The sequence below is a fragment of the Neisseria weixii genome (genome assembly GCF_042658245.1).
GTDB lineage: Bacteria > Pseudomonadota > Gammaproteobacteria > Burkholderiales > Neisseriaceae > Neisseria > Neisseria weixii.
The window spans coordinates 48,376-71,233 of record NZ_JBHSPY010000007.1; the positions used below are offsets into that span (position 1 = coordinate 48,376).

The 22,858-nt window shown below is 49.7% G+C and carries 24 protein-coding genes, 4 tRNA genes and 2 pseudogenes; 2 read left to right on the plus strand and 28 right to left on the minus strand.

Annotated elements, in window-relative coordinates; all coding sequences use genetic code 11:
* Window positions 1-209 precede the first annotated feature (209 nt).
* From rplA to def, 24 genes and pseudogenes are all read right to left on the minus strand, one after another.
* Window positions 210-905: a 50S ribosomal protein L1 gene (rplA, locus tag ACFPVS_RS05530; RefSeq protein WP_096294488.1), complete on the minus strand. Its 696-nt coding sequence runs from the start codon at window positions 903-905 to the stop codon at window positions 210-212.
* Window positions 905-1,336, minus strand: a complete 432-nt coding sequence (gene rplK / locus ACFPVS_RS05535) for a 50S ribosomal protein L11 (protein ID WP_096294487.1) — start codon at window positions 1,334-1,336, stop codon at window positions 905-907. Before rplK ends, rplA begins: the two co-directional genes overlap by 1 nt.
* Before the next feature lie 107 nt (window positions 1,337-1,443).
* Window positions 1,444-1,977, minus strand: a complete 534-nt coding sequence (gene nusG, locus ACFPVS_RS05540) for a transcription termination/antitermination protein NusG (RefSeq protein WP_096294486.1) — start codon at window positions 1,975-1,977, stop codon at window positions 1,444-1,446.
* A gap of 2 nt (window positions 1,978-1,979) precedes the next feature.
* Window positions 1,980-2,252 (minus strand): preprotein translocase subunit SecE, encoded by a 273-nt coding sequence (gene secE, locus ACFPVS_RS05545; protein ID WP_096294485.1) that lies wholly within the window; start codon window positions 2,250-2,252, stop codon window positions 1,980-1,982.
* 147 nt (window positions 2,253-2,399) lie between these two features.
* Window positions 2,400-2,475 (minus strand) — tRNA-Trp (locus ACFPVS_RS05550).
* A gap of 8 nt (window positions 2,476-2,483) precedes the next feature.
* Complete coding sequence (gene tuf / locus ACFPVS_RS05555) at window positions 2,484-3,668, minus strand: elongation factor Tu (RefSeq protein WP_378595478.1); 1,185 nt, start codon at window positions 3,666-3,668, stop codon at window positions 2,484-2,486.
* A gap of 62 nt (window positions 3,669-3,730) precedes the next feature.
* Window positions 3,731-3,805 (minus strand) — tRNA-Thr (locus ACFPVS_RS05560).
* A 12-nt stretch (window positions 3,806-3,817) separates the two neighbouring features.
* A tRNA-Gly gene (locus ACFPVS_RS05565) sits at window positions 3,818-3,891 on the minus strand.
* Window positions 3,892-3,923: 32 nt separating this feature from the next.
* Window positions 3,924-4,007: transfer RNA gene (locus ACFPVS_RS05570), tRNA-Tyr, on the minus strand.
* Between the two features lie 99 nt (window positions 4,008-4,106).
* Window positions 4,107-4,358 (minus strand): YfhL family 4Fe-4S dicluster ferredoxin, encoded by a 252-nt coding sequence (locus tag ACFPVS_RS05575; RefSeq protein WP_096294483.1) that lies wholly within the window; start codon window positions 4,356-4,358, stop codon window positions 4,107-4,109.
* A gap of 119 nt (window positions 4,359-4,477) precedes the next feature.
* Entirely contained in the window at window positions 4,478-5,053 is a 576-nt protein-coding gene (rsmD, locus tag ACFPVS_RS05580; RefSeq protein ID WP_096296055.1) for a 16S rRNA (guanine(966)-N(2))-methyltransferase RsmD, read from the minus strand.
* A gap of 144 nt (window positions 5,054-5,197) precedes the next feature.
* On the minus strand, window positions 5,198-7,519 hold the full coding sequence (gene topA, locus ACFPVS_RS05585; RefSeq protein WP_378595479.1) for a type I DNA topoisomerase: 2,322 nt from the start codon (window positions 7,517-7,519) through the stop codon (window positions 5,198-5,200).
* A gap of 68 nt (window positions 7,520-7,587) precedes the next feature.
* Window positions 7,588-8,043 carry a DUF494 family protein gene (locus tag ACFPVS_RS05590; protein WP_096294482.1) on the minus strand — a complete coding sequence of 152 codons (456 nt, stop codon included), beginning with the start codon at window positions 8,041-8,043 and terminating at the stop codon, window positions 7,588-7,590.
* 16 nt (window positions 8,044-8,059) lie between these two features.
* A pseudogene (locus ACFPVS_RS05595) lies at window positions 8,060-8,224 on the minus strand (DprA-like winged helix domain-containing protein); the annotation flags it as partial.
* 126 nt (window positions 8,225-8,350) lie between these two features.
* A pseudogene (gene dprA, locus ACFPVS_RS05600) lies at window positions 8,351-9,274 on the minus strand (DNA-processing protein DprA); the annotation flags it as partial.
* A 170-nt stretch (window positions 9,275-9,444) separates the two neighbouring features.
* Window positions 9,445-10,725 carry a sigma-54-dependent transcriptional regulator gene (locus ACFPVS_RS05605; protein WP_096294481.1) on the minus strand — a complete coding sequence of 427 codons (1,281 nt, stop codon included), beginning with the start codon at window positions 10,723-10,725 and terminating at the stop codon, window positions 9,445-9,447.
* On the minus strand, window positions 10,712-12,841 hold the full coding sequence (locus ACFPVS_RS05610; RefSeq protein WP_096294480.1) for a sensor histidine kinase: 2,130 nt from the start codon (window positions 12,839-12,841) through the stop codon (window positions 10,712-10,714). The genes ACFPVS_RS05605 and ACFPVS_RS05610 overlap by 14 nt, the downstream gene beginning before the upstream one ends.
* A gap of 3 nt (window positions 12,842-12,844) precedes the next feature.
* Window positions 12,845-13,438 (minus strand): DUF4390 domain-containing protein, encoded by a 594-nt coding sequence (locus ACFPVS_RS05615; protein ID WP_096294479.1) that lies wholly within the window; start codon window positions 13,436-13,438, stop codon window positions 12,845-12,847.
* Window positions 13,404-14,663: a 16S rRNA (cytosine(967)-C(5))-methyltransferase RsmB gene (rsmB, locus tag ACFPVS_RS05620; protein ID WP_096294478.1), complete on the minus strand. Its 1,260-nt coding sequence runs from the start codon at window positions 14,661-14,663 to the stop codon at window positions 13,404-13,406. Before rsmB ends, ACFPVS_RS05615 begins: the two co-directional genes overlap by 35 nt.
* A gap of 187 nt (window positions 14,664-14,850) precedes the next feature.
* Window positions 14,851-15,195: a GNAT family N-acetyltransferase gene (locus tag ACFPVS_RS05625; RefSeq protein WP_232507470.1), complete on the minus strand. Its 345-nt coding sequence runs from the start codon at window positions 15,193-15,195 to the stop codon at window positions 14,851-14,853.
* 37 nt (window positions 15,196-15,232) lie between these two features.
* Window positions 15,233-15,553 (minus strand): hypothetical protein, encoded by a 321-nt coding sequence (locus ACFPVS_RS05630; RefSeq protein WP_232507469.1) that lies wholly within the window; start codon window positions 15,551-15,553, stop codon window positions 15,233-15,235.
* An 88-nt stretch (window positions 15,554-15,641) separates the two neighbouring features.
* Window positions 15,642-15,977 (minus strand): hypothetical protein, encoded by a 336-nt coding sequence (locus tag ACFPVS_RS05635; protein ID WP_378595480.1) that lies wholly within the window; start codon window positions 15,975-15,977, stop codon window positions 15,642-15,644.
* Entirely contained in the window at window positions 15,977-16,903 is a 927-nt protein-coding gene (gene fmt, locus ACFPVS_RS05640; protein WP_123804660.1) for a methionyl-tRNA formyltransferase, read from the minus strand. The genes ACFPVS_RS05635 and fmt overlap by 1 nt, the downstream gene beginning before the upstream one ends.
* A gap of 232 nt (window positions 16,904-17,135) precedes the next feature.
* Entirely contained in the window at window positions 17,136-17,639 is a 504-nt protein-coding gene (gene def, locus ACFPVS_RS05645; RefSeq protein WP_096294476.1) for a peptide deformylase, read from the minus strand.
* A gap of 274 nt (window positions 17,640-17,913) precedes the next feature.
* Between def and ACFPVS_RS05650 the strand changes: the two genes are divergently transcribed.
* A complete protein-coding gene (locus ACFPVS_RS05650) occupies window positions 17,914-19,185 on the plus strand; it encodes a LysM peptidoglycan-binding domain-containing protein (RefSeq protein ID WP_096294475.1) in 1,272 nt (423 codons plus the stop codon).
* A 68-nt stretch (window positions 19,186-19,253) separates the two neighbouring features.
* On the opposite strand, the gene ACFPVS_RS05655 is transcribed toward ACFPVS_RS05650, so the two are convergent.
* The 4 genes from ACFPVS_RS05655 to pyrB all read right to left on the minus strand — a co-directional run bounded on the left by ACFPVS_RS05655 (window position 19,254) and on the right by pyrB (window position 22,001).
* Entirely contained in the window at window positions 19,254-19,679 is a 426-nt protein-coding gene (locus ACFPVS_RS05655; protein ID WP_096294474.1) for a hypothetical protein, read from the minus strand.
* A gap of 129 nt (window positions 19,680-19,808) precedes the next feature.
* Window positions 19,809-20,456 (minus strand): hypothetical protein, encoded by a 648-nt coding sequence (locus ACFPVS_RS05660; protein WP_096294473.1) that lies wholly within the window; start codon window positions 20,454-20,456, stop codon window positions 19,809-19,811.
* A 155-nt stretch (window positions 20,457-20,611) separates the two neighbouring features.
* The gene (gene pyrI / locus ACFPVS_RS05665; RefSeq protein WP_096294472.1) at window positions 20,612-21,070 is read right to left on the minus strand and encodes an aspartate carbamoyltransferase regulatory subunit; all 459 of its coding nucleotides are present in this window, start codon (window positions 21,068-21,070) and stop codon (window positions 20,612-20,614) included.
* Between the two features lie 10 nt (window positions 21,071-21,080).
* Window positions 21,081-22,001, minus strand: a complete 921-nt coding sequence (gene pyrB, locus ACFPVS_RS05670; RefSeq protein ID WP_096296054.1) for an aspartate carbamoyltransferase — start codon at window positions 21,999-22,001, stop codon at window positions 21,081-21,083.
* Between the two features lie 352 nt (window positions 22,002-22,353).
* Here pyrB and ACFPVS_RS05675 point away from each other — a divergent pair, with 352 nt between their 5' ends.
* Entirely contained in the window at window positions 22,354-22,680 is a 327-nt protein-coding gene (locus ACFPVS_RS05675) for a hypothetical protein (protein WP_096294471.1), read from the plus strand.
* Window positions 22,681-22,858 lie beyond the last annotated feature (178 nt).

Sequence of the window (22,858 nt, forward strand, 5' to 3'; positions counted from 1 at the left end):
TGTTTATCAACAGAATACTTTCTCAGTATTCCACCAGCGCGGTAACCTAAAAAGACATCTTACAAGCTTTCTTGCAATTTGTTTCAGGACTACCGTCTGCGTAGGGCAATAACGATTAAATCTTACGATCCCTACGGTCTTGGACATCTACTTAATATTTTTAAGTAGCCCAAATCCAGACAGTCTTCAAGAAGACCGTCTGAAAATTCTTAGTTGTTTACGCTAGAAGTATCTACGCGAACACCTAAACCCATTGTGCTTGAAACGGCAACTTTACGTAAGTATTGGCCTTTTGCAGCAGCAGGTTTTGCTTTAACGATAGCGTCCAGCAATGCGTCAAAGTTCTCCTTCAAATCGGCTTCAGCAAATGAAGCGCGACCGATGGTAGCATGCACGATACCTGCTTTATCAGTACGGTATTGTACTTGACCGGCTTTAGCGTTTTTCACAGCTTCAGCAACATTAGGGGTCACGGTACCTACTTTAGGGTTAGGCATCAAACCACGTGGCCCCAAGATAGTACCCAACTGACCGACAATACGCATTGCATCCGGAGAAGCAATCACAACGTCAAAGTTCAAGTTACCGCCTTTAATTTCAGCAGCCAAATCATCGAAACCGACAACATCAGCACCGGCTTCTTTAGCAGCATCAGCATTAGCACCTTGAGCAAATACAGCCACGCGAGTGGTTTTACCGGTACCTTTAGGCAATACTACTGAACCACGAATTACTTGGTCAGATTTACGAGGATCTACACCCAAGTTGAATGACACATCAACTGACTCATCAAATTTAGCAGTTGCGGCATTTTTCACCAAACTAATTGCTTCATCAATTGCATACAATTTATTCGCTTCAACAGAAGAGCGCAAAGCTTTCAATCGTTTAGAAACTTTAGCCATTACACACCCTCCACATCCAAGCCCATAGAACGGGCTGAGCCAGCAATAGTACGCACCGCAGCATCCAAATCAGAAGCCGTCAAATCAGGCTCTTTGGTTTTCGCGATTTCTTCCAATTGAGCGCGAGTTACTTTACCCACTTTATTGGTTAATGGATTGGCACTACCTTTTTGCAGACTAGCAGCTTTTTTCAACAAGATAGAAGCCGGAGGCGTTTTCATCACAAATGTGAATGATTTATCTGCAAATGCAGTAATCACAACAGGAATCGGCAAACCAGGTTCCATACCTTGGGTTGCAGCATTAAATGCTTTACAGAATTCCATAATGTTCAAACCACGTTGACCCAATGCCGGACCAACTGGAGGAGATGGGTTGGCTTTACCTGCACCAATTTGCAGCTTAATGTAGCCTACAATTTTCTTTGCCACTTTAAAAAGACTCCTAAAAGACGGGTATAACGCAGAACCATTCCGCTTCCCAAAACGAATTTTTAATTATAAAACTTAATGTATTTTAATTCAAGACATTAATTCGATTAAATCTTTTCGACCTGGCCAAATTCCAACTCAACGGGTGTTTCACGACCAAAAATCTGCACAGAAACACGCAGCTTATTACGCTCGTAATTAACCTCATCTACCACGCCATTGAAATCAGCAAAAGGACCGTCATTAACACGAACCGATTGACCCACTTCAAATTCAACTTTTGGTTTTGGTTTTTCAACACCGGTGCGAACCTGTTGCATAATTACATCAGCTTCACGTTGAGAAATAGGCAATGGGCGATTGGCAGTACCACCAATAAAACCAGATACACGCGGAGTACTTTTTACCAAATGCCATGACTCATCGGTCATTTCCATTTCAACCAAGACATAGCCAGGGTAAAATTTACGCTCACTGATAGTACGGCGGCCATTTTTAATATCAACCACCTCTTCGACCGGAACCAGCACTTGGCCGAAATACTCTTCCATCCCTTCGCGCGAAATACGCTCTTTCAATGTTTTTTGGACATTTTTTTCAAAGCCGGAATAAGCCTGTACAACATACCAACGTTTTGACATTTTTATCCCCTCTTCAATAACAAATCAAAAAATAACCATGAAACCGCTGTATCGACTGCATAAATAAACGCAGCCAAAATTGCTACGAAAATCACCACAAATACAGTCATTTTGACCGCATCATCACGAGCCGGCCAAACTACTTTCTTAAATTCAATCCATGAATTTCGAAAATAAGCGAACCCTTCGCGCTGCGGTGTGGTAGGGACATTGCTATCGGATTTGACAACCCGCCCCACTTTATCCGCTCTATCTTCAGGCATACGATCAGGCATTTTGAACTCACTTTCCATAGCATGGATACAGCATGTACAGCATATATCGATATACTGCTCGCAGTCATACAATGGTTAAAACAAATCAACCAATAGAAATAAAATAGCAAAAAAATCAACCGGCACTAAGGCCGGTTAATTTTTATTTGGCAGGCCAGGAGGGTCTCGAACCCCCAACCCTCGGTTTTGGAGACCGATACTCTACCAATTGAGCTACTGGCCTTCTAAAACTTAAGCAATGATAGAAGATACAACACCGGCACCTACGGTACGGCCACCTTCACGAATCGCAAAACGCAAGCCTTCTTCCATCGCGATTGGTGCAATCAGCTCAACCGTAATCGCTACGTTTTCGCCCGGCATTACCATTTCTACGCCTTCCTCCAAAGTTACCGCGCCGGTAACGTCAGTAGTACGGAAGTAGAATTGCGGACGGTAGTTGGCGAAGAACGGAGTATGACGGCCACCTTCTTCTTTGCTCAGTACGTATACTTCTGCTTTGAATTTGGTATGCGGAGTGATTGAGCCCGGTTTAGCCAATACTTGACCACGTTCAACTTCTTCACGTTTGGTACCGCGCAACAATACACCTACGTTGTCACCTGCTTGACCTTCGTCCAGCAATTTGCGGAACATTTCCACACCGGTACAAGTGGTTTTTGCAGTGTCTTTCAGACCAACGATTTCGATCTCGTCACCTACATGGATGATACCGCGTTCTACACGGCCGGTTACTACAGTACCACGGCCAGAAATTGAGAATACGTCTTCGATTGGCAACAGGAATGGTTTGTCAACGGCACGTTCCGGAGTTGGGATGTAGCTGTCCAATGCATCGGCCAATTCAAAGATTTTGGCTTCGTAAGCAGCATCGCCTTCCAACGCTTTCAACGCAGAACCTTGGATGATCGGGCAGTCGTCGCCTGGGAAATCGTAGCTTGACAACAAGTCACGAATTTCCATTTCAACCAATTCCAACAACTCTTCGTCGTCAACCATGTCGCATTTGTTCATGAACACCAAGATGTATGGTACACCTACTTGGCGACCCAACAAGATGTGCTCACGGGTTTGCGGCATAGGGCCGTCAGCGGCAGATACCACCAAAATCGCGCCGTCCATTTGTGCCGCGCCGGTAATCATGTTTTTCACATAGTCGGCGTGACCAGGACAGTCTACGTGTGCGTAGTGACGGGTTTCGGTTTCGTATTCTACGTGAGAGGTGTTAATGGTAATACCGCGGGCTTTTTCTTCCGGTGCATTGTCGATTTGGTCGTAAGCTTTAGCGGCACCACCGAATTTTTTAGCCAAAATCGTAGTCAATGCAGCAGTCAGAGTGATTTTACCATGGTCAACGTGACCGATGGTGCCAACGTTTACGTGCGGTTTGCTACGTTCAAATTTTTCCTTAGCCATGGCAATAAATCCTATTCTAAGTGTTTAATTAAAAATATAAAAATGTGGATAAATAAATGAGATGGTGCCCATGGGCAGATTTGAACTGCCGACCTCTCCCTTACCAAGGGAGTGCTCTACCCCTGAGCTACATGGGCTAAATTGTCCATTGGAGCGGGTGAAGGGAATCGAACCCTCACCGTAAGCTTGGAAGGCTTCTGCTCTACCATTGAGCTACACCCGCATACACTTACTCTTTGCTCCAAGTAAGAATTTTGGTGGAGGGAGAAGGATTCGAACCTTCGAAGCTCACGCAACAGATTTACAGTCTGCCCCCTTTGACCGCTCGGGAATCCCTCCAAAAGAGAACGCTAGTTTATTTATTTCTCTTAGTCGAGTCAAGCAATATTTTCTATATTTTTTCTAAAAATATTACAACAATCTGATTATATGAAAAAATTACTTAAACTGAATGATTTTTTCGTATTTCGCCATCAGTTCGTCGTGCGTTTCCGGATGTTCTTCATCAATCAAAATACAGTCTACCGGACACACTTGCTGACATTGAGGCTCGCCATAGTGACCGACACACTGCGTACACAAACTTGGGTTAATTTCGTAAATTTCCTCGCCTTGAGAAATGGCATCATTTGGGCATTCAGGCTCACATACGTCACAGTTAATGCACTCATCTGTAATAAAGAGCGACATTTTCGTTTCCTTTTTTATTAAATTTCAAAACCGATGGGCGCGGATTATAGCATAAACTGCTCAGGAAAATGCATATGCAGAAAATGTTTACACCTTGGTAATGATTATCAAATCCTATACTATTCAGGCACTTGCACATAATGCAGCAATTGAAAACGGCTCATTCCAGATTTACCTTCACGATATTCTGCCAACCACTCCGGTTTGAACGGCAAGCCCCCCGCTTCAATATAAACCATCGCATCACTTGTTAAACGGTTTTGCAGCAAAGCGAACAAATCATCCCATTGCCGCCACGCAAACGGCGGATCGAGAAACACCACATCAAATTGCTCGGTTTGATTTTTCAGAAAACTGAGGCCGTCTGAAAAAACGGTTTCCACTTGTGCCAAGCCCAATTCACGCGCATTTTGTTGCAAGGATTGCAGTGTCTGGCGCTGATTATCCACCATTACCACCCGCTTGGCATGGCGTGAAGCAGCTTCCAAACCCAATGCACCACTACCACTGAATAAATCCAATACTGTTTTGCCGGTCAAATCCTGCCCCAGCCAATTAAACAACTTCTCACGCACCATATCGGGCGTAGGGCGCAAACCTTCTGCCGATGCAAAAGTCAGCCTACGGCCACGGTATTGCCCACCGATAATACGAACTTGGTTACTGTGCTTCTGATTGTGTTTTGTCTTTGCCATAAAAACCATAGATTGAGGCCGTCTGAACGTTTCAAACAGCCTGATTAAACCGTAAATCTTATTATACAACAAGCTAACAGATAAAAGGCCGTCTGAAACTGTAGTACGCTGTTTCAGACGGCCTTTTCATTTAAATAAAGGAACCTACTCTTCTTCGGCTTTGCCGCCTTTAGGTACCGGTGGCTTGATTTGTTCTTTCCAGCCGCATTCTTTTTGCGGGCAGGCTTTTTCCACGCCCCACCGTTTGGTGGTTTTGATGGTCAAGACCGGCCATTGGCATTTCGGGCATGTTTCGGTTACCGGCGGATTCCAAGTGGCGTAGTTGCAGTCAGGGTAAGTGCTGCAGCTGTAAAACAGTTTGCCGTAGCGCGATTTGCGCTCGACCAAGTACCCTTTCTTGCATTGCGGACATTCGACGCCGGTGTCTTTCGGTTTCTCTAAGGGCTCGATGTGTTTGCACTTCGGATAGTTGGCGCAACCGATAAATTTGCTGCCGGTGCGGCTGTATTTATATACCAAGCCGCCGCCACATTTCGGGCATTCACGACCTTCAAGTTCGGCTTGCTCTGCTGCTTCTTTAGCGGCACGTTCGACGGCTTCTTCGGCGGTTTCGTTCACATTGCGGGTATAGCCGCATTCGGGGTAACCGGCGCAGGCAACGAAGCGGCCATTGCGGCCGAATTTGATTTGCAGCTTATGGTTACCACATTTCGGGCAGGTTTCGTCCAATTCTTCGGTGGTAAATTTAGCTCGCTCAATGCCTTCTTTTTCTTCAACCTGCTTGCCAAAGCCCTTCCAAAATGAATCCATCACCGGCACCCAGCGGCGTTTGCCGTTGGCGATTTCGTCAAGCTGGTCTTCAAGCTTGGCGGTAAAATGGTAATCGACATATTGGGCGAAATGTTCGGTCAGGAATTTATTGACAATATCGCCGGTGTCGGTCGGCATAAAGCGTTTTTGTTCCAACGTGACGTATTCGCGGTCTTTCAGCGTGGAAATAATACTGGCATAGGTCGACGGGCGGCCAATACCGAATTCTTCCAAGGCTTTGACCAAAGTTGCTTCGTTAAAGCGGGGCGGTGGTGTGGTGAAATGCTGTTCGCCGTAGAGATTATCCACCGGCAATTTGTCGCCTTCGGCCATTTCCGGCAGCTTTTTGTTTTCTTCGCTCTCGTCGTCGGTGCTTTCTTCATACACACTCAAGAAACCGGCAAAGGTCTGCACTTGGCCGGTCACGCGGAATACGCCTTTGCCGACGCTGATGTCGACGGTGGTTTGGTCAAACTTGGCCGGCGACATCTGACAGGCAACGGTACGCTGCCAAATCATTTGGTAAAGCTTGAATTGATCGGCCGTCAGAAACGGTTTCACGCTTTCGGGTGTGCGGTACACAGAAGTCGGGCGAATCGCTTCGTGCGCTTCTTGGGCGTTTTTCGATTTGGTTTTATATTGTTTGGCGGACGGCGGCAAATATTCTTTGCCGATTTTGTTTTCGATATAGTGGCGGATTTCGACCACAGCTTCATCGGCCAAATTCAGGCTGTCGGTACGCATATAGGTAATCAGACCAATCGCGCCTTGGCCGACATCAATACCTTCGTAAAGCTGCTGGGCAGTGCGCATGGTGCGGTCGGTGGTCATGCCGAGTTTGCGCACGGCATCTTGCTGCATGGTGGACGTGGTAAACGGAGCGGCCGGATTGCGGCTGCGTTTTTTCTTTTCCACGCCGCTGACCACGGCTTCTTTGCCGGTAAGCTCGTTTAATACATCGGCTTGCGCGGCTTCATTCGGCAGTGCAAATTGGTCGAGTTTTTCGCCGTTGTATTGTGCCAATTTGGCGGTGAATTTGCTACGGCCTTTGTGGCTGTCGAGATGAACGGTCCAATATTCCTGCGCTTCAAATGCGCGGATTTCGTTTTCGCGCTCGCAAATCAGGCGCAAGGCAGGGCTTTGCACGCGGCCGGCACTTAAACCGCGGCGGATTTTTTTCCACAACAGCGGCGACAAATTGAAACCGACCAAATAATCCAAGGCACGACGCGCTTGTTGGGCATCGACCAAGTTGATTTCCAATTCACGCGGATGGGCAATGGCATCGAGCACGGCGTTTTTGGTGATTTCGTGAAACACCACACGCTGCGGTTTGATGTTTTTCAAGCCGCGTTTGGATTTGAGGATTTCCTGCAAGTGCCACGAAATCGCTTCGCCTTCCCTATCCGGGTCAGTTGCCAGATAGATGTTTTCGGCTTCTTTGGCTTCGGCCACAATGGCATCAACGTGCTTGGCATTGCGCGAAACCACTTGGTATTTCATGGCGAAGTCGTTTTCCGGATCAACCGCGCCGTTTTTAGGCACGAGGTCGCGCACATGGCCGTATGAAGCCAAAATTTCATAATCCCCGCCCAAATATTTTTTTAAGGTTTTGGCCTTAGACGGAGATTCGACGATTACAAGGTTTTTAGCCATCGTTACTCTCTTTTGTTATTGTAAATTTCAGACGGCCTTTGATTTCATCAAGGCCGTCTGAAAAAAAATTAATGCATCACAGCGTTGCCGTTTAAAGCTGCCATCAAATCATCACCGATCAGCACCGGCAATTCGCTCTTGTGCGCCCACAACACCAGCAGCGTCAGCACTTTGGCAATATCGACGGTAATTTCGTCCGCCGGAATATGCATAAGGGCATGCACCACGATTTCACGCTGCTCATAAGTAATCGCACGCTCGGTAATCAAATAGTGCAGCAAACCCATCACTTTTTGCGGCAACACATCAGCTTCTTCCGCGCTGTACACACGCAAGGCCGTGCCGTCGGTCGGTTCGATGGCGAATTCGGAACTGTTGAGCAACACTTCCATCATCATCAGGGTATTGCCGATTTCCATCGCGTCAAAACCAGCATCTTCGAGCAGCTGCCCCAGATCTTCCGGTGGCGGACAGGCATCAAAATCCTGAAAATGTTCGATTAAAAAAGCAATGACTTCGGCCATGCGTATTCCTTAAATATTATGTTTTAATCCGTTGGTAGCGTCCGCCGGTCAGCGGGGCAATCACGCCGTCCAACTCGTATTCCAGCAATTGGGCGTACACATCAGCCGCAGGCCAACTCAACTGCTCGGCCAAGGTATCGGGATGAATGGCAGCGTAACCCATGGCGTTTAACAGAGTGTCATCTGCCATGTTTTGCATTTCAGACGGCCTTTGCGTTTCAGACGGCCTGGTTTTGTTTTCCGCAAGCGGTTTGGCGCTTGTTTCGTGTTTGGCTTCCAGCTCGGCGGCAAGTGTGTTTTGCGAATGCTTATATATAGAATATGATGGTAATGGGGTGTTTTGCAATAGCTGCGGACATTCTTGCACAATATCTTCCAAACTTTCCACCAGTTTGGCACCTTCTTTAATCAGTTTGTGGCAGCCTTTGCTGTGCGGATTATCAATCGAACCGGGCACTGCCATGACTTCGCGCCCAATCTCGGCGGCAAGCTTGGCAGTAATCAGCGAACCGGATTCAACTGCTGCCTCCACCACCAAGGTCAAACGCGATAACGCGGCAATCAGGCGGTTGCGTCGTGGAAAATTACCGGCATACGGGCGAGTATCCAGCGGAAACTCGCTGACAATCAAGCCACGCTCGGCGATTTCATACGCAAGCTGTTTATTCGATGGCGGGTAAATGCGGTCTATACCCGTCCCCCACACGGCGATGGTACCCCCGTCTGAAAGCAGCGCTCCTTGATGAGCAGCGGTATCAATGCCCTCCGCCATACCGGAAACCACCGGAATGCCTTTTTCACTCAACGCCAAACCAAAATCACGGGCAATACGCATCGCCTGCGGTGTGGCATGACGGCTGCCGACAATCGCGGCGGAAGGCTTGTGCAGCAAATCAGTATTGCCACGCAAAAATAATAACGGCGGCGGCGTGATGCCTTCGGTCAGCATATCGGGGAAATCATCGTCCTGCAACAGCAGTAAGCGGCAATCATCCTGCTGCGCCCAGTTTAACGCGGCTTCGGCTGCAGCCTTGGCGAGGTCGCGCTTATCCTCATTTTGCCACGCAGCCACGGCTTGTTTGTGCCGCACCAGCTTAGCAATATTTTCTGAAGGTGCGGCCAATGCCGCTTCTGCGCTGCCGAAATGTTGCAGCAAAATCAAAAAACTTTCCGCACCGATATAAGGCGTCAGCGCAAGTTGTAGCCATGCAAAGCGTTCGTTGTCGTTCATGCCCGTATCCTGTTTCAGACGGCCCCAATACCCTATTGAACACCGTCAAATAGTAATTTACGTAATATTTTTAATAGCAATGATTATACAGGCATTGAACGGAATGAAAACAGAGAAAGGCCGTCTGAAATATTTTTCACGTTCAGACGGCCTTTAAAGAATCAAGTAATTCAGTCTTCGTTTTTCTCGCTATTGCGGCGGGAAACGCTGATACTGAGCTGCTTCAATTTTCGGTATAAATGCGTGCGCTCCAAGCCGACTTTTTGCGCCACACGACTCATATTTTGGCCTTCTTGCGCAATGTGGTATTCGAAATAGCGACGTTCCAATTCCTCGCGCAACTCACGCAGCGGCATATTGAAATTAAAGCCGCCAACCATTTCCGATGAAGCAGACGGCACATGCTGCCCTAAAGCTGCCGCCGCTGCCGGCTCCTGCACTTCTTCACCATCGGCTTCTAAGGCCAAGTTTTTCACCACGGTGCGCAATTGCTCGAAGTTACCCGGCCATTCGTATTGGCGCAACACAGTCAACGCACCGTTGCTGAATTTGGCCAGCGGAATTTTTTGCGTTTCGGCCAATTCAATCAAAATTTGGTTGACCAAGAACACTATGTCATCCGGCTGGCTGCGCAAAGTCGGCACACCGACAATAATTTTGGATAACAAGCTCGGCAATTTATTGTCTGAAGTAGCCGATTCGGCCAATTCTTCCGCAGAACGGCTGCTGGCGGCAATAATGCGCACGTTATAGCGCTCAGCCTTCCCCAATAAAAATACGATGCCGTTCTGAATATTTTTGCTGTATTGCGCAATGTCACCGACATACAAAATGCCGCCGCCGGCCTTTTGAAGCAATTCAAGCGGCGTATCGACAATATGCTCGATTTTACCCGGTTCCACCCAAGGTGTACCGCTTTTATGGAAATAGCGCGCCACCCATTCAAACGGCGAACCGGCCTCACCGGTCAACAATACCGGGCCGCTTTGTTTGAAAGCAGCCTCCAATTTCTGATTCAATTCCTGAATCACCGGACTATTACCCAGACGGTCTAAAGACAAGCCGGCCGCTGCCTGCATTTCGCCGTGTTTCAGGGCACGGTCAACGGTAGACAGCAGCTTTTGCAGGGCAATCGGTTTTTCCAAGAAATCCAATGCGCCGATTTTGGTGGCCTCGACTGCCGTGTCAATGCTGGCATGACCGCTCATCATCACCACCGGCATATTGAGCTGGCCGTTTTTCGCCCACTCTTTCAGCAAGGTAATCCCGTCGCAATCCGGCATCCAGATGTCCAGCAAGACCATGGCCGGACGGGTTTGGTGGCGCAATTGGCGTGCTTCTTCGGCATTTTCGGCCAAAGTCACGGTATAACCTTCGTCTTGGAGGATTTCCGACAATAAATCCCGGATACCCACCTCATCATCTACAATTAAAATATCACTGCTGCGCATAAGTTTCTACCAGTTGGGGTAACGCTATTTTGACACATGCACCGCCGTCGGCCTGATTGCTCAAGCTGATACGGCCGCCGTGCTCTTCAATAATTTTCTTCACCACAGGCAGACCCAGCCCTGTACCTGTCGGTTTGTCGGTCACATAAGGCTCAAAGGCATTATGCAACATTTCTTTGCTGAAGCTTTTACCGTTGTTGCAAACAGTCAAAATGGCCTGTCCATCGTCACTCAACGCAGTTTCGATGTTTATCTGTGGATTCAGGTCACTTTCTGCCGCTTCAGCCGCATTTTTAAATATATTGTGCAATACCTGCCGCATGGCGGTGGTATCTGCATGAATAAATAACTCTATATTACTGAATTTAGCAGTAAATGTACACGCGCTGCCTTCATACAGCACCAATACTTCTTCCACCAAAGTATTCAAATCATGTTTTTCCAAACTCAACGACGGCGCGCGGGCGTAATTGCGGAAGGCTTCCACCATTTCTTTCAGCGCGGCCACCTGCTTGACGATGGTATCGGTTGAGCGGCTCAAAATCTGGGCGTGTTGCTCATCCAATTTATCATGCAATTTCCATGCCAATCTTTCGGCAGACAACTGAATCGGCGTCAGCGGGTTGCGGATTTCGTGTGCCAACCGCTTAGCCACTTCACCCCATGCCGCTTCTTTTTGCGCGCGCATAAGCAAGGTCACATCGTCAATCACCATCACCAAACCGCTGTCGTTGTCTTCGGGCAAAAGCGTGGCTTTACCGATCAAAATACGCACATCGTCCGGGGCGGCATATTCCACCTGCACCGGCTTATTCATGTCGGCAGTGGCTTCAATCGCGGCAAACACATCGGCCAGCAACGACTGCTGCGGTGACTGCCCGCGCCAATCGTGCCAATTACTGCCCCACAGCGGCACCAGCGACACGCTTAAAATGTGTTCGGCGGATTTGTTAAATGTTTTCAGACGGCCTTCTGCATCCAAGGTAATCACGCCGGTGGTCAGGCTTTCCAGCACGCATTCCAAATAATGTCTGGCGGCCTCCTGCTGCTGGCGGCTGCGTTCGTCCACATCTTTGGCAATCGCCAACTGCTGGGTCATGTGGTTGAACAAGTGGGTCAAGCGGCCGAATTCATCATTGCGGTATACGGGACGCTGCTGGCTGAAATCGCCCTGTGCCACTGCCCGTGCCCCTTCAGCCAGTGATAAAATCGGCTCGACAAAACGGCGGGCAAAATACAAAGCCATCACCAAAGCCAAGAAAATCGCCAACAATGCCGCCACCAAAAGAGTCACCAGAAAGAAGGTTTGCAAACCTTGCTTGGCATAGCTCAATTCGGCATATTTTGCGCGCGCTGACTCAATCAGAGTCGCATCCTGCGCCACATTTTGCGGAATCGGCTGGCGGAAGAAAAAGGCATATTCCTGATTATTGTGGTTCCCAATCGATAACCAACCCTGTGCATACAACACATTGCCAATGTTTTCTAAGCTGCGCAGCGAACCTGCCTGCTGCAGTTGCTCTTGTCCGGCCTTATCGATTTTCGGCTGATTCAAGTTTTTCGGATTAATTGTTTTTTCAAAACGGTCCCGGCTCAGGTTATACAGAGCCAATTGGGTAAAATCGTTGGCATTCGAAGCAGCGGCCAGCGCGTTGCCCAAATCATTGTCTAAAGACGATGCGCTGATTAAATCAATCTGAATCGGTGTGGCATTGCTGACCGCATTGTCTACCGCCAAATCCAAAGCCGATTTACTCAAATTCAAGCTGCGCTCGAGCGCTTCTTCGGTATCGTTGCCGAACCAAGAATTAATTGTGCCGCTAATAAACTGGGCTGAAATGCCGAATAAAAACACGCTCGGCAACACTGCCACCAAGGTAAACATACCCGACAGGCGCCGGGCGATTTGCGAACCGAATACGCCGTTTTGACTGTCGCGCATGAGCAACAGCACATAGCGTACCAACACCGCAGCCAACACCAGCATCAGCAGCCCGCACAAGACGATAATCCACCAGAAATAATCGGCAATCCGACTGCTGCTGCCGGTGGCAGCCGTCAGACCGTAGAGCAGCGCCACAGCCAGCAAAACGGCGATTAAGAGAAAGCGGCGCATGATTTATTCCCGCATAACCGACAAGCTTTTCCAGCCCGAATCCAAGCTCCAGCTTCGGGAAGTCAGGGCGTTGATTTGGAAAGGCTTCGGCAGCTTGGACGTAGACAATTGCAAACGGATTTGCGCTTTAATGTCTTTCGGCTCGCTGCCGCGCAATGTGCCTTTACTCAGCACTTTCCAGTTGGCAATCGCCCCAACCGCACGCAAGGCAGCATTCAAGGTATCGTATTCGGTGGAAAACGTACCTACCGTGACACGGTAGCGGTTGGTCAAGGGATGGAACGCTAATCTATAGTTGACCGTATTGCCGTCGTTTAAAAGATGTTCCAAGCGGAAACGGTAGGCCGCAATCGTCGGCTCCGACAATTGGTAAGACAAAGAAAAATTCAACGGTACACCCTGCTGCAAGGCCTGTTTGAGCTGGTCGGGCAATTCGGTTTTGAAACGGCTGCTGACCGACAATTGGCCGTTATCCATCAAGCCGGCCTCGGCACGGGTCACACTGATGCCTTCTGCCGCCGCGTGCAACGACGCAGCCAGCAGAATCGGCATCAGCATGAGTTTACTGCTTTTGAATAAGCGCGTAATAAAAGCCATCTTGGTGTTTGTTCGGTAAAAGCACATGCGATTCCAGTAATCGGGCATCGGCATGGCGGTTAAGGAATTTTTGCAGCTGCTGATCGTTTTCCTCGATAAAAATCGAACACGTCGCCAACAGCATTCTGCCGTTTTTTGTCAAAGTTTGCCACAATGCGTCCAACAAGGTTTCCTGTTGGCGGGCGGTTTTCAGCGCATCATTGGGGCGGCGCAGCCATTTAATATCGGGATTGCGGCGTGCGACACCCGAAGCGGTGCACGGCACATCGGCCAACACCGCGTCAAATTGCTTGCCATCATACCATGCAGCCAAATCCTGCGCATCGGCGCAATGCAAAGTGGCCGTCTGAAAGCCCAAACGGCCGATATTGCTTTGCACGCGCGCCAAACGGGTTTCCTCAATATCCAAAGCAGTCACATGACAATCAGCCAACTCCAGCAAATGCCCCGTTTTCCCGCCCGGCGCGGCACACGCATCCAAAATCCGTTCGCCGTCTTTCGGGTTCAACAGATAAGCCGCCTTTTGCGCCCCGAAATCCTGCACCGACACCAGGCCGTCTGAAAAACCGGGCAAACGGCTTACCGGCACGGCTTCGGCCAACGTGACTGCATAATCGCCCAAAGCCTTCGCTTCAATACCTTGCGCCGCCAATTTTTGCAGATAATCTTCCGCATTGCCGTGGCGGCGGTTGACGCGTAAAGTCATCGGCGGATGAGATTGCAGCGCCGTGGTGATATTGTGCCAATATTTCGGATAATGGTTTTGCAGATACGCCACCCACCACTGCGGCAGATTGTGTTTGGCCGTGTCGTCGTATTTGCACGCTGCGGCCAGCTTGTCGCGTTCGCGCAGAAAACGGCGCAAAACCGCATTGGCAAACGAGCGATACTGGCCGCGGCCGATTTTGGCAATACTCTCCACCGCTTCATTCACCACCGCATGCGGTGCATTGCGCGTGTAATGCAGTTGGTACAAAGCTGCCAACAACAAACTTTCGAGCTGTACATTGTCAATCGGCTTATTCAGCATTTTGCCGAGCATAAATTTCAGACTGCCCAGATAACGCTGGCAACCGTAAGCAATGTCTTGCAGCGCACCGCCCTCTTGTGCGCTCAATTCGGGGTTGGCCACACGAATGGCCGCCAATACGTCTCGCAGGTTCTGCCCCTGCGCCACCGCCGCAATACTGTCGGCGGCCAGCTTTTGTGCCAATGCCATGCTCATAGGCAAACTTTCATTGTCTGATTCATTTTTGTCCGCTTTTCTTTTTCAGACGGCCTGACAGATTTAAAGGCCGTCTGAAAACAATTTTATCTTTTCTTTATGGCAATGCGGATTAAGGCGTGTAGCCAGAAGGCGTTGCGGCGGTATTTTTGGTTAAAACCCGCTTCACAGGCATTCTGACTACACCCTAAATTTCGCTCAGCGACAGTCGCTGCTTGCCGTTTTCATCAAAGTTATCATCCGCCAGCCACCGCTCGAAGCGCGCTTTGACTTGCGGCCATTCGCTGTCGATTATCGAAAACCATGCCGTGTCGCGGCTGCGGCCTTTATACACCGCCGCCTGGCGGAAAATGCCTTCAAATTGGAAACCCAAACGCAGAGCCGCCTTGCGCGACGGCTCGTTGAAAGAGTCGCATTTCCATTCATAACGGCGGTAACCCAGTGTGTCTAATACATATTTTGCCAACAGATACTGCGCCTCCGCCGCCACCCTTGTGCGCTTCAGTTTGTCTTGTCGGAATACACCACCCAACCCACTTCAATCACTCGGTTGGCCGTATCAATGCGCATCAAACTGACCGAACCCACCGCCCGATTGCTTGCCGTGTCGATGATGGCGAAAAATACGGATTGGCCGAAGCTTCATAACCTGCCATCAAATCATCAAACTCAGCATGATCGGCCACCGGAAAAATCCGCAAATACGTCCAATTGTTCATCGGGCTGTGTTCCGCCGCATACACTTCATACAAATCCGCACCGTGTCGGGCAGCAGAAAGCTTTTCCAAACGGCAAAATTTTCCCGGTAACAGCGTCACTTCAGGATAACTGCCGGCGGTGTAATCGGGCAAGGGTTCACCGATGGGCTGGTTGAATCCGTTGATAGGCATGGGGATTTCCTCCTCTGGCCGGCGTCTTTTTCAGACGGCCTCTTAATGAAAAAATTCTGTCTAAATCTATATCAAAGAACAACTAATCCTATTGCTGTTGACCGTACACAAAGTGATACAAACCACCAAATGCCTGAATAATTGCCGCAGTCAACGTAAACAAGGTAAAACATACAATTACCTTGGCATAAACCTCAGGTACATGCTGAATGAATTTTCGGACATTTAAAAACAAAATGAAGACTGAAAAAATAAGATTACAAATACCCCAAAACCATAGCAAACAGTTATCTTTTTGAGCAGCTTGATAAAGTGTAAATAATGCAACTGAAAAAAACAAAATAATGGGCGTGAAATTTCTCACATATTCCAGTATCGCTGCACTTTCTTCTCTCTTAGGTAAATATTTGTTTAATAAATCCATCACAACACCGTACCTGCTTCAATCGTGCGCCCTGCGGCAAAAGCCTGAATGCTCATGCGCTTACTGCCGGCGGGTTGCAGCTCGGTAATCTTCAATGCATTTTCGCCGCAGGCAACAATCAGGCCGTCTGAATGACAGGCCAACACTTCGCCTGCTTTGCCTTTTTGATTCACCGTTTCGGCTGCCCAAATTTTCATCGGTTTGCCCTCCCATTCTACCCATGCGGCCGGCACGGGGTTAAAGGCGCGGATTTTGCGGGCAACCACATCGGCAGGTTCCTGCCAGTTGATTTTGGCTTCTTCTTTGGTGAGTTTTTGCGCGTAGGTCACGCTCTCTTCAGGCTGTGGTGTGCTGTTCAGACGGCCTTCTGCCTGTAAGCGTTGCAAATCGGCAACAATCGCCTGTGCCCCCAGCGCCATCAGCGCATCGTGCACTTCATTGGCGGTATCGACGGGGGCAATGGCGTAGCGGTGTTCGCTGACGACATTGCCGGTGTCCAAGCCGATGTCCATCTGCATGATGCACACGCCGGTTTCGGCATCACCGGCTTCAATGGCACGCTGAATCGGGGCGGCACCGCGCCAACGCGGCAACAGCGAGGCATGAATATTCAGACAACCGTGGCGCGGCGTATCGAGCACGTCTTGCGGCAGAATCAGGCCGTAAGCAGCCACCACCATCACATCGGCGGCCACGTCTTTGAGCATTTGCAAGGCATCGGCGTTATTGCGCAGCTTTTCCGGCTGATCCACACGCAAACCCAATTCCAGCGCGGCTTGTTTCACCGGCGATGCTTGCAGCTGCATGCCGCGGCCTTTGGGGCGGTCGGGCTGGGTCAACACCAGTGGAATGTCGAAACCGGCGGCGGCAATGGCTTTGAGTGCGGCGGCGGCAAAATCGGGCGTACCGGCAAAAATCACGTTCATAGTTGTCTTTCTCCAATGGTTTCAGGCGGCCTTTGGGTGGGAAACGGTGTTGCATAAAAGGGCTGTTTGCATAACAAGCCCTCTCCCGCCGGCAGGCGAGGAAAATAGGCTGCGATGAATTTTCTGATACAGGCTTAATCTGATAATTTGACACATATTATAGCAGCCAAATAAAGCATGCCGTCTGAAAACGAGAAATGTTTTCAGACGGCATGTTGAGATTGAATCCTGATTACAGGTTGTGTTTTTGGCGTTTTTTCAGCTTGGTTTTAATGCGGTTTTGCTTCAGCTGCGACAAATGTTCGACAAACACTTTACCCATCAGGTGGTCAAGTTCGTGCTGGATACAAATTGCCAGCAGGCCATCGGCTTCAAGGGTGAATTTTTCGCCTTTTTCGTCCAACGCTTCCACTTTGACACGTTCGGCGCGGGTCACAGTGTCATAAATGCCGGGCACCGACAGGCAGCCTTCTTCGTAAGTGGTTTTGCCTTCTTTTTCAATGATGACGGGATTGATGAACACGCGCGGTTCGCTTTTGTCTTCGGTCAAGTCTATCACCACCACGCGCTCGTGCACGTCAACTTGGGTCGCGGCCAAGCCGATGCCGCGCGATTCATACATGGTTTCAAACATGTCTTTCACTAAAATTTGGATGCGCTCATCAATTTCGGCTACCGGCTGGGCGACCGTGTGCAGGCGTTCGTCTGGATATTGGAGGATGTTTAACAATGCCATTTTTTTATCTTCTCAATCGGAAACAGTAAATTTGTGTATGTACTTTGATACGCTTTATCGGGGCAATGCCATTATTTCTAGAATGACGGTAACATTCAATGATAAAATAGCGTCTTATGAATTTTGACTCGGTTTATCGCTGAATAAATATCAATAGGCAAATTCTAACACAGCCACCTGCGTCGCGCCCATTGTTATTTTTCACGCCACGATTGACGCGTTCTTGATTCAGCTAAATTGATGACAAACCGCATTATTTTCAAGGGGAACGGTTATGCAAAAACGTATTATAGCCCTGCTTTGTATGGCAGGTGTGGCAATTTCTGCCCAAGTTCATGCAGCAACATTAAAAGTCCGCCCGAACGCGCCGCAACGCTACGTGGTGAAACCGGGCGACACTTTGTGGGGCATTTCAGGCAAATATCTCTACAGCCCGTGGCAATGGAACCGCCTGTGGGGCGCCAACCGCAGCGAAATCCGCAATCCGCATCTGATTTATCCCGGTCAGGTGTTGGTATTGCGCTACGTCAACGGCCAGCCGCGCTTGGGCTTTGAAGGTTCGAGCATGGGTTCGGACGGCATTCCGACCATCAAACTCAGCCCGCGCATCCGCGAAACGTCCGGCTACGGCATTCCGACCGTGAATGTCAATTTCTACCGTTTGTTTATGAAGCATCCGCAAGTGATTGACCAATTGCAGACCCAAGATGCACCGAGATTGATTGAAGGCCCTGACAGCCGCCTGCTTTATACCAAGGGCAACCGCGTTTACGCTTACGGCATTACCGAACCCGGCCGTTATTTGGTTTACCGCGCCCGCAAAGACATTACCGACCCTGTGACGAAAAAATTCTTGGGCCAGGAAGTGGTTTTCAGCGGCATCGTCAGCACCCTGCCTTACACCAACAGCGCACTGGATGTCGCTCCCGATGAAGACTCGTTTTATCTGAAAGAAGGCGAATATTACACCCGCAATCATCCGCTGATTAAAATCCCTACCCAAACCGCCCAGCCGATGGTGGTTGAAGAGGCCATTTCAGAAATCCGCAAAGGCGATTTCCTGCTGAAACTCAATGGCGAGACCGACAGCTTCCAAATGATGCCGCACGCACCCGAGCAGCCGATTGACGGTAAAGTCGTGTCTATCTTTGAAGGCGTGAGCGAAGCCGGCCAGTTCCAAACCGTCACCGTCAACAAAGGCGAAGCCGACGGCATCGACAAGGGTACTGTGGTCAGCCTGTACAAGCGCAGCCGCCAGACCAAAGTGGATTTGGAAAGCAACCAAAAAGGCCGTAAGAGCGTGGTGAAATATGTATCCATCCCCGCCGAAGAAGTCGGCTTGGCGATGGTATACCGCACCAGCCAAAACTTGTCCTCCGCCATCATTTTGGAAAGCCTGACCAATATCAATATCGGCGATACGGTTTCCAATCCGGGACGCGATCTCGACAACATGGCCGATGATAAACCTCATGTTCGCAACGAACCGCAAGATTCGCACGCCACCGAACACAATCAATACAATATCCATACCAACATCAAATAAACCGTGATGTTCAAATAACCCAAGGCCGTCTGAAAAATGTTTCAGACGGCCTTGGGTTATATGGTACCTTAATGCACCTTAAACGGTAAAAACGACAAATCCATAATATACGCTTTCGGGTTCGACCAATCGACTTTCACCGTGACGGTATCTTGCAGATAAGGTTCGGGGTCGGTGGTCATCGGCGGGCTGACAAATTGATGCATTTTGCCGTTGTACGGATTCGGTGCCAGCGCAATAATTTCATATTTATCGCCCTGACTGTTGCGCATACCGCTGTTCCAATGCCGTACTTCCTGCACCGCCGCCTGAACTTCCACGCCTTGCGCTTGCGCTTGCCGGCCGCCTTCGTATTTCGGCCACAGCACAACATAAATCAGCGCGCCGAACACCAGTGCCATAATGCCGGTAATCGGATTGGGGGCGACCAACGTAATCACCAACAGCACCGCGGTCACTGCCACCGCGATGATAATCGTCGTCAGACTTAACATTCGACTCTCCTAAAAATGGTTCAGACGGCCTGAAACCTTTGCAGGAATCAGGCCGTCTGAAAACAAACTTGTTACCCAGCCGCAAGCTTAAATGATTTCTTTGTTAACTTGGCTGTGTAATCGGTTAAATCAATACAATAATTTTTTGCGCGGTTTGTCCTCCGTGATGCCGCCGTTGAGCAGGCTTAAGTCCAACACGGTTTCAGAAGAGCAGGCATCGCCGAAAGTGTTTTCGCAAGTCACCGTCACGCGCACCACGCCGCTGAATTCTTGGTTGGGCAAATCCGTGACCAACATGCGGCTGTCGGCAAAAATGCCGCCGTAGGTTTCACCCGATGCCAAGCGGTCAATGCCTTCCGCTACCGCCGGAAGCTGTACCATTGCTTGGGTAACGGCTTGGCTGCACGGCTGGTCGGGCATGGCTTCCACACGCACTTTGACATTTTCCGCCATGCCTTTGCCGTAATTGCGCACCGCCAACACCAGCATTTCCGGCCGGTCTTCCACGCGGTGAACCGCGGCATGCAGCACAGGATGCACACTTTCTTTCTGAATCAGGCTTTCACGGTACAGCATTTCACGCCTCTGGCCGGCACGCACGGAAACCACGGCGTAAATCAGCCAAATGAAGGCTACTGCGGCAATGGCGATTAAGGTCAGCGGCAGATTGGCCAAATAATCTTGCGGGTTGAACCACAAGCAGGCGGTAAAAAATCCGGCGAAGAAAATCAAGACATATAAAATCGGCGCAAAACGGCGTTGAAAAGATGAATTCATGGTTTTCCCGTGTGTGGTTAAAAGGCCGTCTGAACAGTCATACGATGTTTCAGACGGCCTTTATTCTAACAGACTATCTGTTTATGATTTAAGCATTTATGCCATGCGGTCATTTTTTTAGAATAATTGCCGAGTATGGCTGAAAGCCGCTTGTCTTAGGCTTCGGCCACCGATTCGCGCGAGAAGGTTTTTTCGCAATAATGACATTTCAAGCGGGTTTGCGCGTTTTTGGTGCGCACATAGAAACGGCTTTTTACCGGCTCGCCGTGGCTGGCGCAATTGGTGTTCGGGCAGCGGAACACTTCGCTGATTTCAGACGGCATGGTCAAGTGGCGTTTTGATACCACCTTAAAATCTTCAATCACATTCACCACCGCTTCGGGCGCAAACAAAGCCAAGCGGTTGGCGGCGGTGTCGTCCAGCCACACGCCGGTGATTTTGATGATGTCTTTACTGCCCTGTGTTTTACTCGGCAGATTGAAGCCCACGGTGACCGCGCTGCCGTAATGCAGCAATTTAAACTGGCGCAAAATCGCCAAGCCTTTGCCGGCGGGAATGTGGTCGATAACCGTGCCGTTTTGAATCGCTTCGACGCTGTATTGTTTCTTTTCCATTTCGCGCTCCTTACACTTCTTCGTTCAATACCAGCGACAAAATCGCCATGCGTGCATACACGCCGTTGGTGGCCTGTTCAAAATAATAGGCATGCGGCGTGGCATCGACATTCGGATGGATTTCATCAACACGCGGCAAGGGATGCAGCACGCGCAAATTGGGTTTGGCGTTGGCCAGCATCGAGGCATCCAAATTGAATTTACCTTGGATTTTGGCAAATTCCTGCTCGTCAAAGCGCTCGCGCTGTACACGGGTCATGTAGAGAATATCCGCCCATTCGGCCGCCTCTTCCAACGTGGCAAAAATCTGATGGGTACAGCCGGCTTCGTCCAATTCTTCGGTAATGTATTCCGGCATGGCCAAGCTCGGCGGCGACACAAAGGCAAACTCACAGCCCCAACGCTTCAAGGCTTGGCACAGGGAATGCACGGTGCGTCCGTATTTCAAATCGCCGCACATGGCCACTTTCAACCCGTTCAGACGGCCTTGCGTTTCAAAAATTGTCACCAAATCAAGTAAGGTTTGGCTCGGGTGTTGGTTGGTACCGTCACCCGCATTAATCACCGGCACGGCGGAAAACTCGGCCAACACGCGTGCGGCGCCGTCTTTGGGATGGCGCTGGATAATCGCATCGGTGTAATTGGAAATAATGCGCGCCGTGTCCGCCAGCGTTTCGCCTTTTTTCGCGCTGGTATTGGCGCCGTCGGCAAAACCGATGACTTTGCCGCCCAAACGCTGCACGGCAGTTTCAAACGATAAGCGCGTACGGGTGGACGGCTCGAAGAAACACGAACCGATTAATTTTCCCTCCAGCAAATCGCTGCGTGGCCCGGCTTTGAGTTTCAATGCGGTGTTGAGCAGCAATTCCAGCTGCGGCGTGGTCAAATCGGCGATGGAAATGACGTTTTGACGATAAAGGGGATTGGGCATGGGATTTCCTTTTTCCAATGTCAAGATGGCGCGGCACACGGTGATGCGCAGCCTGAAATGTCCATAAAAAAACCCGCCGTGCGGGAAAATGGAAACAATCAGGCCGCCGCACAAGCAGCAGTCGCAAAGCGGTCAACTGAAGGCCGGGGGGTCATGATGCGCCGTTACATTCGGATGGTTCAGACGGCCTTATTATCGCATATCGCCGGCCTGCTGCACAGATTCACCACTGTTTTTTAAGCTGTTTTTCAGGCAGTCTGATTTAAGTCAAGCAGGCCGTCTGAAACATTTCCTTGGCAAAAATCAACGGTTTTCTTCTATAATCGGTTTTTAGTTTCACCAAGGAAAAACCATGCTGCCCCGTTTGCTGCCTTTGGCACTTGCTCTGACACTCACCGCCTGCTCGCAAGAAACGGCCAAGTCTTACACCGACAATGAAGAATTTTACACCGGCTTTCGAGAAGGTTTCATCGAAAGCAGCAAGCAATCTTGTTTAGACAGCGCGGGCGGCGACACGGCCGAAATCAAAGCCTTGTGCGAATGCGCCAGCCTGAAGCTGGCCGATTCGATTACGCGCGAAGAAATGAAAAATGCGTCCATCGGCACGCCGTTGCCGAATATTGAAGCGCGCACCCAAGCCGCGGTCAATGCGTGCCGTGAACAGAAACCTGCTCAATAACATCGGAGTACGAGGCCTTTGCCCCCGGATTTGAGTACCGTTCAAAGTTATAGCAGCACAGAAAGCGCAGACCTATCGTCAAGACAGGCAAGCTTTCGAGCCGCGCATAACGAAGCAATGTGCCAAAGATGGATTTCGCAATGGTCTCAGGATGATTTATATCAAACAAAAGGCCGTC

What these genes read in the sequence shown, in the direction of transcription:
- def (WP_096294476.1), bottom strand. Translation starts at nt 17,639, where the DNA reads ATGGCATTGTTAAACATCCTCCAATATCCAGACGAACGCCTGCACACG.
- ACFPVS_RS05630 (WP_232507469.1), bottom strand. Translation starts at nt 15,553, where the DNA reads ATGCCTATCAACGGATTCAACCAGCCCATCGGTGAACCCTTGCCCGAT.
- ACFPVS_RS05675 (WP_096294471.1), top strand. Translation starts at nt 22,354, where the DNA reads ATGCTGCCCCGTTTGCTGCCTTTGGCACTTGCTCTGACACTCACCGCC.
- pyrB (WP_096296054.1), bottom strand. Translation starts at nt 22,001, where the DNA reads ATGCCCAATCCCCTTTATCGTCAAAACGTCATTTCCATCGCCGATTTG.
- ACFPVS_RS05650 (WP_096294475.1), top strand. Translation starts at nt 17,914, where the DNA reads ATGCAAAAACGTATTATAGCCCTGCTTTGTATGGCAGGTGTGGCAATT.
- ACFPVS_RS05575 (WP_096294483.1), bottom strand. Translation starts at nt 4,358, where the DNA reads ATGTCGCTCTTTATTACAGATGAGTGCATTAACTGTGACGTATGTGAG.
- secE (WP_096294485.1), bottom strand. Translation starts at nt 2,252, where the DNA reads ATGCCTGATCGTATGCCTGAAGATAGAGCGGATAAAGTGGGGCGGGTT.
- fmt (WP_123804660.1), bottom strand. Translation starts at nt 16,903, where the DNA reads ATGAACGTGATTTTTGCCGGTACGCCCGATTTTGCCGCCGCCGCACTC.
- ACFPVS_RS05660 (WP_096294473.1), bottom strand. Translation starts at nt 20,456, where the DNA reads ATGAATTCATCTTTTCAACGCCGTTTTGCGCCGATTTTATATGTCTTG.
- rplA (WP_096294488.1), bottom strand. Translation starts at nt 905, where the DNA reads ATGGCTAAAGTTTCTAAACGATTGAAAGCTTTGCGCTCTTCTGTTGAA.
- ACFPVS_RS05635 (WP_378595480.1), bottom strand. Translation starts at nt 15,977, where the DNA reads ATGGATTTATTAAACAAATATTTACCTAAGAGAGAAGAAAGTGCAGCG.
- rsmB (WP_096294478.1), bottom strand. Translation starts at nt 14,663, where the DNA reads ATGAGCATGGCATTGGCACAAAAGCTGGCCGCCGACAGTATTGCGGCG.
- nusG (WP_096294486.1), bottom strand. Translation starts at nt 1,977, where the DNA reads ATGTCAAAACGTTGGTATGTTGTACAGGCTTATTCCGGCTTTGAAAAA.
- ACFPVS_RS05655 (WP_096294474.1), bottom strand. Translation starts at nt 19,679, where the DNA reads ATGTTAAGTCTGACGACGATTATCATCGCGGTGGCAGTGACCGCGGTG.
- ACFPVS_RS05615 (WP_096294479.1), bottom strand. Translation starts at nt 13,438, where the DNA reads ATGGCTTTTATTACGCGCTTATTCAAAAGCAGTAAACTCATGCTGATG.
- rsmD (WP_096296055.1), bottom strand. Translation starts at nt 5,053, where the DNA reads ATGGCAAAGACAAAACACAATCAGAAGCACAGTAACCAAGTTCGTATT.
- ACFPVS_RS05590 (WP_096294482.1), bottom strand. Translation starts at nt 8,043, where the DNA reads ATGGCCGAAGTCATTGCTTTTTTAATCGAACATTTTCAGGATTTTGAT.
- pyrI (WP_096294472.1), bottom strand. Translation starts at nt 21,070, where the DNA reads ATGGAAAAGAAACAATACAGCGTCGAAGCGATTCAAAACGGCACGGTT.
- topA (WP_378595479.1), bottom strand. Translation starts at nt 7,519, where the DNA reads ATGGCTAAAAACCTTGTAATCGTCGAATCTCCGTCTAAGGCCAAAACC.
- ACFPVS_RS05610 (WP_096294480.1), bottom strand. Translation starts at nt 12,841, where the DNA reads ATGCGCCGCTTTCTCTTAATCGCCGTTTTGCTGGCTGTGGCGCTGCTC.
- tuf (WP_378595478.1), bottom strand. Translation starts at nt 3,668, where the DNA reads ATGGCTAAGGAAAAATTTGAACGTAGCAAACCGCACGTAAACGTTGGC.
- ACFPVS_RS05605 (WP_096294481.1), bottom strand. Translation starts at nt 10,725, where the DNA reads ATGCGCAGCAGTGATATTTTAATTGTAGATGATGAGGTGGGTATCCGG.